Raw genomic sequence first — 12,362 nt, forward strand, 5'->3', positions numbered from 1 at the left:
AGGGCCGCGGTCTAGCGTCCCGGCGGGAGGTGACGGGCATGGTGCGGCGGACAGTGCGCTCGGGGATCGCCCTGGGCTTCGGGGCCGTGTGGTGGTGGGCCGTGCTGCGGATCGCGCTGGGGGCGGACACCGGCCTGGTGGAGGGGGCCGTCGTGGCCGGGGGGTGGGGACTGAGTCTGCTGCCGGTGCACTGTGTGCCGAAGGCGCTGGCCGCGGGCGCCGTCGGGCCGGAGCGTTGGGTCGCGGCCTGGCGGGCGGGAGACGTCACCAAGGCATCGCGACACCCCCGTTCGGGCGCAGGATCTGACCCGTCGTGAACGACGAGGCGTCGGACGCCAGATGCAGCACAGCGTGTGCGATGTCGTCCGCTTCGCCGACCCGGCCCAGCGGTGACATCCGGGCCATCAGGGCCTCGGTGTGCGCCTGTTGCTCGCCGTCGTGACGGTCGGTCATGGGCGTGCGGATCCAGCCCGGGGCGACCGCGTTGACCCGGATGCCGTGCCGGCCGACCTCGGTCGCGAGCGTCTTGGTCAGTTGGACCACGGCCGCCTTCGCGGCGCCGTAGCAGAGGAGCCCGGGGCCGCCGGTGTCGACGGCGCCGGAGGCCATGGTGACGATGCTGCCGCGGGTGCCGCCGGCGAGCATCAGACGGGCCGCTTCCTGGCAGGCGTACAGCACGCCCTTGAAGTTGACGTTCAGGACCCGGTCGAGATCTTCGTCGCGGGTCTCCAGGACCAGGCTGCTGTGCATGATCCCGGCGATCGCCGCCATCACGTCCAGCCGCTCGCAGGACCGGACGGCCTGCCGCAGTTGCGCCCGGTCGGTGACGTCGAGGAGATGGGTGTATGCCGTGCCGCCCCGGTCCTTGATGAGGGTGGCCGTCCCGTGCAGGCCCTCCTTGTCCCGGTCGGCGCAGTGCACCGTCGCGCCCGCCTCGGCGAGCAGGACGGCTGAGGCCCGGCCGATGCCGCTGGCGGCGCCGGTGACGAATGCGGTGCGTCCGCTGAGGTCGTACGCCTTGACGGGCATGAGGGGACCGTACGAGCGTGTCTGATGGATCGTCAATTGATTGTACGGGGGCGGATTCTGCGGGTCTGCGGGGAGCCCGGTGCCGGGGCGGGGCCGTGCTGGCAGGACGGGCACCAGTAGGTGGGGCGCTCCCGAGAGCCGTCGCCCTGGTCGGCCGCTCGGATCGGGGTGTGGCAGCGCAGACAGGGGCGGGGTGCGCGGCCGTACACGAACAGGTCCTGGCCGCGCCGGCCCGTCGTGCTGCGGACGGGACGGTCGCGGTTGGCCTCCAGGAGCCGCTGGGCGAGGGCGGGCAGTTGCGCGGCGCGGCCGGCGGGCAGCGCGCCCACGGGCAGCCACGGGGTAGCGCCGAGCAGGAAGCAGAGCTCGCTCTTGTAAATGTTGCCGATTCCGGCGAGGTTGCGCTGGTCGAGCAGGGCCTCGCCGAGGGGGCGGGCCGGATCCGCGAGGAGGTTGGCCAGGGCCAGTTCGGGGTTCCAGTCCGGGCCCAGCAGATCGGGGCCGAGGTGGCCCACGGCGCGGGACTCGTCGGTGGTGCGCAGGAGGTCGAGGACCGGCAGGCGGTAGCCGACGGCGGTGCTGTCGTCGGTGCCGAGGATCACCCGGATCTGGTGGGCGGGGCCACCGCTCCAGCGCCGGCCCGTCTCGTACACCTTCCAGGAGCCGTCCATCCGGAGGTGCGAGTGCAGGGTCAGGCCGCCCTCGATACGGGTGAGCAGGTGCTTGCCGCGCGGGGTGACGTCGAGGACCGTGCGGCCGGTGAGGTCGGCCGTGGCGTACTTGGGCACCCTCAGGTCGCTGCGGGTCAGCACCCGGCCCGCGAGCGCGCCGTGCAGCCGCCTCGCGGTCTGCCAGACCGTGTCACCTTCGGGCATGGCTCAAGGGTGACACGGGGGGAGCACCGGGGCTGTGGGCGGGCGGTCTCATGCTCTCAGGCGCAGGCCGCGCGGGGTCGCTATGAAGCCCGCCGTCTCCAGGAGGGTGCCGAGCGGGGAGGTCAGGGCCGAGGCGCCGTTGACGCGCTCCACCGTGACCGTGCCGAGGGTGCCCGCTCGGGCGGCCGCGGCCAGCGCCTCGGCAGCGGGGCGGAGACGGGGGTCGTCGGTGGCCGTGGTGTCGGGAGCGGAGGGCCAGGCCAGCAGGGTCTTGCCGCCGCGCTCCATGTAGAGCGTCAGCTCACCGTCCACGAGCACCACCAGGGAGCCTGCCTTGCGGCCCGGCTTGTGCCCGGCGCCGGTGGGTGGCTCGGGCCAGGGGAGGGCGGAGCCGTAGGCGTTGGCGGGGTCGGCGGCGGCCAGGACGACGGCTCGGGTGTCGGGGGAGGCGGCGGTACGGCTGCGGTGGTTTCCGTAGGAGGTGCCGTACGGGGAGGCGGTACCGCCAAAGCCGTCGGTGCCGCCTCGGGGGCCTCCGTGGCCGGGCGTTGCGAAGTCCTTCGGGGAGATGTAGTCGCCCGGTGAAGTGCGGTTGTTCGGGGGCCAGTCGAAGTCGCCGTCGAGGTCGGTGGGGCCGGTGAGGTCGAACGCGGCGGGGGCGCCGCTGCCGAAGTCTTGGGAGCCGCCGGAGTCCGGGCCCGGCAGGGCTTCGCCCCGGTCGCGGGCGTTGGACACCGCGCGCAGTCGGTCCACGGCTCCGTCCATCGCGAACTGGGCGGCGCCGAGCCCCTCCACGACGTACCCACGCCGCGCCTGGCCGCTCTCCTCGAAGGCGGACAGGATCCGGTACACCGCCGAGAAGCCGCCCTCGACGCCCTCCGCCGCGACCGCTCCCCGGGTCACCACGCCGTGCCGGTCCAGGAGAGTACGGGCCAGGGCGTGTGCGCGCTTGGTGGTGTCCGGCTCGCGGAGCGGGAGCAGGGACCAGCGGCCGGCCACGGTCGGCGGGCCGCTGCGCGAGGCGGGGCGGGCGGCGGTCGTCAGTGAGCCGTAGCGGCCGCGCGGAACGGTGCGCTTGGCGCGGTGGGCCGTGGCGCCCGCGGTGCGGCCGGAACCCAGCAGGGAGCGCATCGGGGCGAGCGTGTCGTTGGTGAGCCGTCCGGACCAGGCCAGGTCCCAGACGGTGTCGGCCAGTTGGGGATCGGTCGCGTCGGGGTGGGTGGTGGCCCGGACCTGGTCGGCGATCTGCCGGAAGAACAAGCCGTAGCCGCCGGAGAGGGCGTCCAGGACGGACTGGTGGAGCGCGGTCAGCTCCAGGGGGTGGGGTGGCGGCAGGAGCAGGGGAGCCGCGTCCGCCAGGTAGAGGGAGACCCAGCCGTCCTTGCCGGGCAGGGCGCCCGCCCCGGCCCAGACGATTTCGCCCGCCGAGGTGAGCTCGTCGAGCATCGACGGCGTGTAGTTCGCCACGCGCGAGGGCAGGATCAGCTTCTCCAGCGCGGACGCGGGCACGGACGCGCCCTGCAACTGCTCGGCGGCGCGCACCAGTCCGTCGACGCCGCGCAGCCCGTGCCCCTTGCCGAGGTGCTGCCACTGCGGCAGGAACTGCGCCAGCGCGGCCGGCGGCACCGGCTCCAGCTCATGTCGCAGTGCGGCCAGGGAACGGCGGCGCAGGCGGCGCAGTACGGCCGCGTCGCACCACTCCTGGCCGATGCCCGCGGGATGGAACTCCCCTTGTACGACACGGCCGTTCGCGGCCAGTCGCCGCAGGGCGCCCTCGGTCACCGCCACGCCCAGGCCGAACCGGGCCGCCGCGGTGGCCGACGTGAACGGGCCGTGGGTGCGGGCGTAGCGGGCGAGGAGGTCGCCGAGCGGGTCCTTGACCGGCTCGGTGAAGGCCTCGGGGACACCGACCGGCAGCGCCGTACCGAGCGCGTCGCGCAGGCGGCCGGCGTCCTCGATCGCGGCCCAGTGGTCGGCGCCGGCGACGCGGACCCGGATGGCGCGGCGGGCTCCGGCCAACTCCTTCGCCCAGTGCGGTTCGGCGCCGCGCTCGGCCAGTTCAGCGTCTGTGAGCGGGCCGAGCAGCCGCAGCAGGTCGGCGACGCCTTCGGCGTCCTTGGCGCGGCGGTCCTCGGTGAGCCACTGGAGCTCCTGCTCCAGTTCGGTCAGCACCTCCGCGTCGAGCAGTTCGCGCAGCTCCGCCTGGCCGAGCAGCTCGGCCAGCAGCCGCGAGTCCAGGGACAGCGCGGCGGCGCGGCGCTCGGCGAGCGGGGAGTCCCCCTCGTACAGGAACTGGGCGACGTATCCGAACAGCAGGGATCGCGCGAAGGGCGACGGCTCGGGGGTGGTGACCTCGACCAGGCGCACCTTGCGGGACTCGATGTCGCCCATCAGCTCGACGAGCCCAGGGACGTCGAAGACGTCCTGGAGGCATTCACGGACCGCCTCCAGGACGATCGGGAACGAGCCGAACTCGCTCGCCACCTGGAGCAGTTGGGCGGCGCGCTGACGTTGCTGCCACAACGGTGTGCGCCGGCCGGGGTTGCGGCGCGGCAGCAGCAGCGCGCGGGCCGCGCACTCACGGAACCGGGAGGCGAACAGGGCCGAGCCGCCGACCTGGTCGGTGACCATCTGGTCGACCTCACCCTTGTCGAAGGCGACGTCCGCCGCGCCGACCGGCGCCTGGTCCGCGTCGTATTCCGTGCCCGCCTTCATGGGCTCCTGGTCGAGGAGGTCGAGGCCCATGAGGTCGGCGTCCGGCAGGCGCAGCACGATGCCGTCGTCGGCGTGCATGACCTGGGCGTCCATGCCGTACCGCTCGGACAGGCGGGCGCCGAGCGCCAGGGCCCAGGGGGCGTGGACCTGGGCGCCGAAGGGGGAGTGGACGACCACGCGCCAGTCGCCCAGCTCGTCGCGGAAGCGCTCCACGACGATCGTCCGGTCGTCCGGGACGTGCCCGCAGGCCTCCCGCTGCTCGTCCAGATACGACAGCACGTTGTCCGCGGCCCACGCGTCGAGCCCGGCGGCCAGCAGACGCAGGCGGGCGTCGTCTTTGGGCAGCGAGCCGACCTCGCGTTGGAACGCGCCCACCGCGCGGCCCAGTTCGAGCGGACGGCCCAGCTGGTCGCCCTTCCAGAAGGGGAGGCGGCCGGGTACCCCGGGGGCGGGGGAGACCAGGACGCGGTCGCGCGTGATGTCCTCGATGCGCCAGGAGCTGGTGCCGAGCGTGAAGACGTCGCCGACCCGGGACTCGTAGACCATCTCCTCGTCGAGCTCGCCGACCCGGCCGCCGCCTTTCTTGGGATCGGCGCCGGCGAGGAAGACCCCGAAGAGTCCGCGGTCCGGGATCGTGCCGCCGGAGGTGACGGCGAGGCGCTGCGCGCCGGGACGGCCCGTGACCGTACCGGCGACGCGGTCCCACACCACGCGCGGGCGCAGCTCCGCGAAGGCGTCGGAGGGATAGCGGCCCGCGAGCATGTCGAGGACCGCCGTGAACGCCGATTCCGGCAGCGAGGCGAAGGGCGCGGAGCGGCGGACGGCGGCCAGCAGGTCGTCGACCTGCCAGGTGTCCAGCGCCGTCATGGCCACCAGCTGCTGCGCCAGGACATCCAGCGGGTTGGCGGGCACCTTCAGAGACTCGATCGAGCCGGTGCGCATCCGCTCGGTGACCACGGCGGCCTGCACGAGGTCGCCGCGGTACTTCGGGAAGACCACGCCGGTGGAGACCGCGCCCACCTGGTGTCCCGCGCGCCCCACGCGCTGCAGACCCGAGGCGACGGAGGGTGGGGACTCCACCTGGACGACGAGGTCGACGGCGCCCATGTCGATGCCCAGCTCGAGGCTGGAGGTGGCGACCACGGCCGGGAGACGGCCCGCCTTGAGGTCCTCCTCGACCAGGGCGCGCTGTTCTTTGGAGACGGAGCCGTGGTGCGCGCGGGCGATGACCGGGGGTGCGCCCTGTGCCGCGCCCGAGCCGCCCATCAGCTCGGCCGGGGAGTGGTGCTCGTCCAGGGGCTCACCGGTCGCCCGCTCGTACGCGATCTCGTTGAGCCGGTTGCACAGGCGCTCCGCGAGACGCCGGGAGTTGGCGAACACGATCGTGGAGCGGTGGGCCTGCACCAGGTCGGTGATCCGCTCCTCGACATGCGGCCAGATCGACGGCCGTTCCGCGCCCTCCGTGCCGTCGGCCACCGGGGAGCCGCCCAGCTCGCCCAGGTCCTCGACCGGGACGACCACGGAGAGGTCGAACTCCTTGCCGGACTCCGGCTGGACGATCTCCACCTTGCGGCGGGGCGAGAGATAGCGGGCCACCTCGTCGACCGGACGGACGGTCGCCGACAGACCGATACGGCGGGCCGGCCGCGGCAGCAACTCGTCCAGCCGCTCCAGGGACAGCGCCAGATGCGCGCCGCGCTTGGTGCCCGCGACCGCGTGCACCTCGTCCAGGATCACCGTCTCCACACCCGTCAGCGCATCGCGCGTGGCCGACGTCAGCATCAGGAACAGGGACTCCGGGGTGGTGATCAGGATGTCCGGCGGGCGCGTGGACAGTGCGCGGCGCTCGGCGGCCGGGGTGTCACCGGAGCGGATGCCGACCCTGACCTCGGGCTCGGGCAGGCCCAGGCGCACCGACTCCTGGCGGATGCCGGTCAGCGGGCTGCGCAGGTTGCGCTCGACGTCGACCGCGAGGGCCTTGAGCGGCGAGACGTACAGGACCCGGCAGCGCTTCTTCGGGTCGGCCGGGGGCGGGGTCGAGGCCAGTTGGTCCAGGGCGGCGAGGAACGAGGCCAGCGTCTTGCCCGAGCCGGTCGGGGCCACGACCAGCACGTCGGAGCCCTGGCCGATGGCCTGCCACGCGCCGGCCTGGGCCGCGGTGGGCGCGGAAAACGCCCCCGTGAACCAGCCGCGGGTCGCGGGGGAGAAGCCGTCGAGGGCTCGGTGTGCGGAGCTGACCATGCGTCCATCCTGCACCCACGCTCTGACAATCGGCCTGACCTGCAAAAACGTCCTCGACCCTGCCGTGTTCGCCTGGTGGACGGGGGCGCCGGGCGTCGCCGGTGTGGCGGACAATGGGCGCATGGCGGGTTCGGGCGAGCGGGCACGGCACTGGCAGTACGCGGACCTGCCGGGCGTGGATCTGCTGCGGGCCCGGTACATCCGCAAGACGTTCGTCCGGCACACCCACGAGCATTTCGTGATCGCCGCCATCGCCGACGGCGTCGAGGTCTTCCACCACGGAGGGTCCGACGTGTACGCCGGGGCGGGAGCGCTCGCGCTGGTCAATCCGGACACCCCGCACACCGGACGGGCAGGGATTCCCGAGGGCTGGCGGTACGGGGCGGTCTACCCGTCGCCCGAGGTGGTGGGCGAGATCGCGGCCGAGACCACCGGGATCAAGGGCACTCCAGGCTTCGTCAGTCCCGTCCTCGACGATCCGTACTCGGTCGGCCTGGTCCATCAGGTGCTCCGCGCTGCCGACGAGGGCAACGCGCTCGCCGCCGACACCCTGTTGCGGGTGGCGGTGACCCGGCTGCTGCGGCTGAACGGCGGGGCGCTGCCCCGGCGCGAGGTGCGGACGGCAGGGGCCCGGTTCGCGGCACGCGCGCGTGCCGTGCTGGAGGAGCGGATGACCGAGCCGCCCACCCTGGAGCGGTTGGCAGCCGACCTGGGCACCAGCCCCTTCGCGCTGCTGCGGGCGTTCCGCGACGTCTACGGCATGCCGCCCCACACCTGGCTGACCGACGCGCGCGTGCGCCGGGCGCGGCAACTGCTGGACGCGGGCACGACACCCGCGGAGGCGGCCGTCGCAGTCGGGTTCACCGACCAGCCGCACCTCAACCGTCACTTCGCCCGGATCGTCGGCGTACCGCCGGGGGCCTACCAGCGGGAGCGCAAGAACGTACAAGACGCCGGGCGGCGACTGCTCGTACCGTCCGAGGCGTGGCAGAACAGACAGCTCTCGCAGACATACGCGCAGGCGACGGAGGGAAACCGGACGCTGCCGTCGTCCGGGACGCCCTCGGAGTCGGCGTCGCCGTAGGACTGTCCGGTTTCGCGTTCGGGGTGACCTCGGCCGGCAGCGGGCTGAGCCTGTTGCAGACCTGCGCGCTCAGCCTCCTGGTGTTCACCGGCGCCTCCCAGTTCGCCCTGGTGGGAGCGCTCGCGGCGGGCGGCAGTCCGCTCACGGCCGCCGCGGGCGCCTTCTTCCTGGGCGTGCGCAACGCGTTCTACGGGCTGCGCCTCTCGCAGTTGCTGGCCCTCCCGCGCGCGGTGCGGCCGTTCGCCGCCCAGTGGGTGATCGACGAGACCACCGCGGTGTCCTTGGCCCAGCCGACCCGGCGCGCAGCCCGCCTCGGCTTCGCCGTCACCGGGCTCAGCCTGTACCTGCTGTGGAACCTCACCACGCTGCTTGGCGCCCTCGGTGCCAAGGCGATCGGTGACACGGGCGCGTGGGGCCTCGACGCTGCCGGGCCCGCCGTCTTCCTTGCGCTGCTCGCGCCGATGCTGAAGACCACTGTCGAGCGCGCGGTCGCCGGCCTCGCGATGCTGCTGGGACTCGGCCTGCTCCCCGTCCTGCCCGCCGGAGTACCGGTCCTCGTCGCCGCGCTCGCCGCACCGGTCGCCCTCTTCGTGGAGGGGCGCCGCGCGGGACGTACCCGCAACGACGAACCGACCGGACAGCCCCGTAACGACGCACCAGAGGACGCACGTTGAACACCTGGATCGCCGTTGGCGCGACCGCTATCGGCTGCTACGCCGTCAAGCTCGCCGGGCTGCTCGTGCCCGCGGGCGCCCTGGAGCGGCCGCTGGTCAAGCGGCTCGCCGCACTGCTGCCCGTAGCCCTGCTCGCCGCCCTCACGGCCCAGCAGACGTTCGCCGACGGGCACGCGCTCGTGCTGGACGCCAGGGCCGCGGGGCTCGCCGCGGCCGCCGTCGCACTGGTGCTGCGCGCCCCGTTCCTGCTAGTCGTCGCGGCGGCCGTGCTGGTCACGGCGGGAGTGCGGGCGCTGGGTGGGTGACGGCTGGGGTCCCGGGCCCTCGTGGGTGACCCGGTGCGTCCGGATCAGCCCACGAAGCGGCCGTACGCCCTGAGGGCGCGCAGCGCCTCGATCGTCACGATGGGACGGGCCTCCAGGGCAGTGCCCGGTGCCCACTGGCGCCATCGGATCGGCCAGCCGCCGTCCTCCCACTGCTCGCCGGCGAGGAAGTCCAGGGAGCGTTCCATCTCGGCGTCCGTGAACCACGCGCGCGCGAGGGAGCGCGGAGTTCTCGCGAAGTCGTGCGGGAAGTGGTGCTCGCCCGGGGCGTAGCCGGGCGCGACGGGGTACTCCGCAAGGCGCTCCGGATCCAGCGCCGCGAGCCGTTGCTCACGCACCAGGCGGCCCAGCCGGTCGGCGGCCGCCTCCGCGCGCGGGCGGTCGGGTGCCGAGTCCAGGAAGGCCACCGCGGCCTCGACCTCATAGGGGTGGGACTTCTCCAGGGACTCCACGACCTGCCAGCAGAAGTCGGTGGCCCGGAACAGCCAGGCGTGCCACACCTCGTTGTGGTGCAGCACCCCCACCACCGGCCCGGTGGCGAGGAGTTCGCTGGGCGGGTCGTCCACGACCGGGATGAACGGCGCCACCGGATAGCCGCGCTGGCCGGGATGGACCGCCGGCAGCGCGCCGTCCGCCGTCGACACCGACGTCAGATAGCGGCACACGCGCTCCACCCGCTGGCCGCCGCACCGCCCGATGGCGTCCAGGATGCGCAGCGCGTGACCGGTGTGCAGCGGCTGGCTGACCGGGCCGCGCAGATCGGGTTCCAGCGCGTGCCCGTACCCGCCGTCGTCGTTGCGGTAGGCGTCCAGCGCCGTCTCCACCGAATCGGCGCCGCCGTTCAGGAAGTGGTGAGCGAAGAGGCGCTGCTCCAGCACGCGCGCGGTGAGCCAGACGAACTGTTCGGCGCGGAAGAGCGGGGTGCGCGCCGGGGGAGTAGGGGGGAGCGGGGAAGCTCCTGATTCGGCCATGGGTCAGACCGTAGGGCGGAAAGCACCCGTGGCAAGCGGTCCCGAGAAGGGCCCACTCGCAGGAGCGGGATACTGGGTTCATGCGGTTGACGGTCTTCTGGCAGCGGATGGCGGAACATTTCGGTTCAGGGTACGCCGACACCTTCGCGCGCGATCATGTGATGGCGGAGCTCGGCGGACGCACGGTGCATCAGGCACTGGACGCCGGCTGGGACGCCAAGGACGTGTGGCGCGTGGTCTGCACCGTCATGGACGTGCCGGGGGAGAAGCACTGACCGGTAACGAAGATCGCAGGGCGGCAGCGGGTTGTCAGTGGCATGGGCGAGACTTGCACCGTGGCACCCACTGACGACACCAGGCAGCTCGCCCAGCACGCATCCACGTTCGGTACGACACCGCCCGACCGGCCCCCGGCCGAGGGCGCCGCCGCGCCGGGCGCCCGCATGCCGCGCTGGCTGCCGCGCGCCATGGTGCTCGCGCTCGCGCTCATCGCCGTGTTCCAGCTGGGCAGTTGGGCCTTCCACCAGCTCACCGGCCTGTTGATCAACGTACTCATCGCGTTCTTCCTGGCGCTCGCCATAGAGCCCGCGGTGAGCTGGATGGCCGAGCGCGGCATGCGCAGGGGCCTCGCGACCTTCCTGGTCTTCCTCGGATTGCTGATCCTGACCGCCGGATTCGTCACCTTGCTCGGCTCCATGCTCGCCGGGCAGATCATCAAGATGGTCGAGGGGTTCCCCGGGTATCTCGACTCGGTCATCAACTGGGTCAACGAGACATTCAACACAGAGCTCAGACGGGTCGACGTCCAGGAGGGCCTGCTGCACTCCGACTCGCTGCGCAAGTACGCGCAGACCAGTGCCGCCGGCGTGCTCGACGTGTCCGCCCAGGTGCTCGGCGGTCTGTTCCAGTTGCTGACGATCACGTTGTTCTCGTTCTACTTCGCCGCCGACGGTCCCCGGCTGCGCCGAGCCCTGTGCTCCGTCCTGCCGCCCGCCCGCCAGGCCGAGGTGCTGCGCGCGTGGGAGATAGCTGTGGACAAGACCGGTGGTTACCTCTACTCGCGCGGTCTGATGGCGCTCATCTCCGGAATCGCGCACTACATCCTGCTGCAGGCCCTGGGCGTGCCCTACGCGCCTGTCCTCGGCGTGTGGGTGGGCCTCGTCTCACAGTTCATCCCCACCATCGGCACCTATCTCGCGGGCGCCCTGCCCATGCTGATCGCGTTCACGGTCGACCCCTGGTACGCGCTGTGGGTGCTGATCTTCGTCGTGGTCTACCAGCAGTTCGAGAACTACATGCTGCAGCCCAAGCTGACCTCCAGGACCGTCGACATCCACCCCGCGGTCGCCTTCGGGTCGGTCATCGCGGGCACCGCGCTGCTGGGCGCCGTCGGCGCGCTGATCGCAATCCCGGCGGTCGCCACGCTGCAGGCCTTCCTGGGCGCCTATGTGAAGCGGTACGACGTCACGGACGACCCCCGCGTGCAGGGCCACCGCAGCCGCGGCACGGCCGAACCCGGTCTGCTCACGCGCGCGCAGCAACTGTGGGCACGACGGCCGGGGGCGGCGGAGCCCGAGGAAGGTGCCCTGGAGGAGGGCTCTTCCTGAGGGCTTTCAGTAGGTGATGACCGCCCACACCCCGGCGATCACGACCGCGACCGCGTAGCAGCCGGTCGCCGCGGCCACGACGCGCCACCGGAGCCGTTCGCTCCAAGGGGTGCGGGACAGGAGCCACGCCAGGGCCGGGAGGACGAGGACGGCGTGCAGGCTCACGCCGTGCAGCGGCTTGAGCGGGGCCGTCGAGTGGTAGGCCGCCTCCTGGTGGCCGGTCCGGGTGAGCACCACCCCGCGCGCGATCATCGCGGCACCCGAGGCCAGCGCCACGAGCAGGACCGCGAAGCCGGCACGCACCGCGAGGGGCATGCCCGCGGGACCCGTCGGCCGGTGCCGGAAGGATGCGACGGCGAAGACGGTGAGCAGTACCACGAGGACCCCGCCACCCACGGCGAGCGTTATCGACACAGCCGTGTCGAAGGGCGTCTCCATGTTGAGATGCGAGGGCACCCGGCGCCATGCCTGGAGGGTGATGCCGCCGACCTCCACGACACAGTCGGCGGCGAACACGAGGAGCAGGACGGTGCGCAGGCGTGGTCCGACGCGCAGATACGACGTGACCCAGGTGACCGCGATCAGCGTCACCCCGAAGGAGAGCCCGAACGTGACAGGCTTGCGCCAGGAGACGGGACCGTCCCAGGGGCCACCGTCGACCGCGAACACCACGAGGTGCGCGAGACCGGAGAGGACGAGAAGCAGACCGGTCGCATGACAGAGGCGCTCGGCGGAGCGTGGACGAGGCATGCGCTCAGGCTTCCGGGAGCGCCCCGCGCGGTCATCGTCCGGCCGAAGACACTCGCCGTACGCCACGGGAAGTAGCGTCGCGCGCGCAAGGCC

At 72.9% G+C, this 12,362-nt stretch carries 11 protein-coding genes; 6 read left to right on the plus strand and 5 right to left on the minus strand.

What is annotated here, in order from left to right; translation table 11 throughout:
* The first annotated feature begins 38 nt into the window (after positions 1-38).
* Entirely contained in the window at positions 39-317 is a 279-nt protein-coding gene (locus ACFYXB_RS26545; protein ID WP_388505804.1) for a hypothetical protein, read from the plus strand.
* On the opposite strand, the gene ACFYXB_RS26550 is transcribed toward ACFYXB_RS26545, so the two are convergent.
* From ACFYXB_RS26550 to ACFYXB_RS26560, 3 genes are read right to left on the minus strand one after another with little or no spacing between them, the layout of a single operon-like run.
* The gene (locus tag ACFYXB_RS26550) at positions 265-1,029 is read right to left on the minus strand and encodes an SDR family NAD(P)-dependent oxidoreductase (RefSeq protein WP_389586568.1); all 765 of its coding nucleotides are present in this window, start codon (positions 1,027-1,029) and stop codon (positions 265-267) included. The genes ACFYXB_RS26545 and ACFYXB_RS26550 overlap by 53 nt on opposite strands.
* A 32-nt stretch (positions 1,030-1,061) precedes the next feature.
* The gene (locus tag ACFYXB_RS26555) at positions 1,062-1,904 is read right to left on the minus strand and encodes an Fpg/Nei family DNA glycosylase (RefSeq protein ID WP_389586570.1); all 843 of its coding nucleotides are present in this window, start codon (positions 1,902-1,904) and stop codon (positions 1,062-1,064) included.
* A 48-nt stretch (positions 1,905-1,952) separates the two neighbouring features.
* Positions 1,953-6,860: an ATP-dependent helicase gene (locus ACFYXB_RS26560; RefSeq protein ID WP_389586572.1), complete on the minus strand. Its 4,908-nt coding sequence runs from the start codon at positions 6,858-6,860 to the stop codon at positions 1,953-1,955.
* Positions 6,861-6,981: 121 nt separating this feature from the next.
* Between ACFYXB_RS26560 and ACFYXB_RS26565 the strand changes: the two genes are divergently transcribed.
* Genes ACFYXB_RS26565 through ACFYXB_RS26575 form a run of 3 tightly spaced genes read left to right on the plus strand, consistent with a single transcriptional unit; the run spans position 6,982 to position 8,923 of the window.
* Positions 6,982-7,944, plus strand: coding sequence for an AraC family transcriptional regulator (locus tag ACFYXB_RS26565; RefSeq protein WP_389586574.1), 963 nt, complete (start codon positions 6,982-6,984; stop codon positions 7,942-7,944).
* Positions 7,845-8,618: an AzlC family ABC transporter permease gene (locus ACFYXB_RS26570; RefSeq protein ID WP_389586576.1), complete on the plus strand. Its 774-nt coding sequence runs from the start codon at positions 7,845-7,847 to the stop codon at positions 8,616-8,618. Before ACFYXB_RS26565 ends, ACFYXB_RS26570 begins: the two co-directional genes overlap by 100 nt.
* The gene (locus tag ACFYXB_RS26575) at positions 8,615-8,923 is read left to right on the plus strand and encodes an AzlD domain-containing protein (RefSeq protein ID WP_351359599.1); all 309 of its coding nucleotides are present in this window, start codon (positions 8,615-8,617) and stop codon (positions 8,921-8,923) included. Before ACFYXB_RS26570 ends, ACFYXB_RS26575 begins: the two co-directional genes overlap by 4 nt.
* Before the next feature lie 44 nt (positions 8,924-8,967).
* Here ACFYXB_RS26575 and ACFYXB_RS26580 read toward each other — a convergent pair whose 3' ends face one another.
* The gene (locus ACFYXB_RS26580; protein ID WP_389586578.1) at positions 8,968-9,912 is read right to left on the minus strand and encodes a hypothetical protein; all 945 of its coding nucleotides are present in this window, start codon (positions 9,910-9,912) and stop codon (positions 8,968-8,970) included.
* 80 nt (positions 9,913-9,992) lie between these two features.
* Between ACFYXB_RS26580 and ACFYXB_RS26585 the strand changes: the two genes are divergently transcribed.
* On the plus strand, positions 9,993-10,187 hold the full coding sequence (locus ACFYXB_RS26585) for a DUF3046 domain-containing protein (RefSeq protein ID WP_389586580.1): 195 nt from the start codon (positions 9,993-9,995) through the stop codon (positions 10,185-10,187).
* Between the two features lie 60 nt (positions 10,188-10,247).
* The gene (locus ACFYXB_RS26590) at positions 10,248-11,519 is read left to right on the plus strand and encodes an AI-2E family transporter (protein WP_389586582.1); all 1,272 of its coding nucleotides are present in this window, start codon (positions 10,248-10,250) and stop codon (positions 11,517-11,519) included.
* A gap of 6 nt (positions 11,520-11,525) precedes the next feature.
* Here the strand turns inward: ACFYXB_RS26590 and ACFYXB_RS26595 are convergent, their stop codons facing one another.
* Positions 11,526-12,269 (minus strand): hypothetical protein, encoded by a 744-nt coding sequence (locus tag ACFYXB_RS26595; protein ID WP_389586584.1) that lies wholly within the window; start codon positions 12,267-12,269, stop codon positions 11,526-11,528.
* Positions 12,270-12,362 lie beyond the last annotated feature (93 nt).

The organism is Streptomyces sp. NPDC002619 (assembly GCF_042889305.1).
GTDB lineage: Bacteria > Actinomycetota > Actinomycetes > Streptomycetales > Streptomycetaceae > Streptomyces.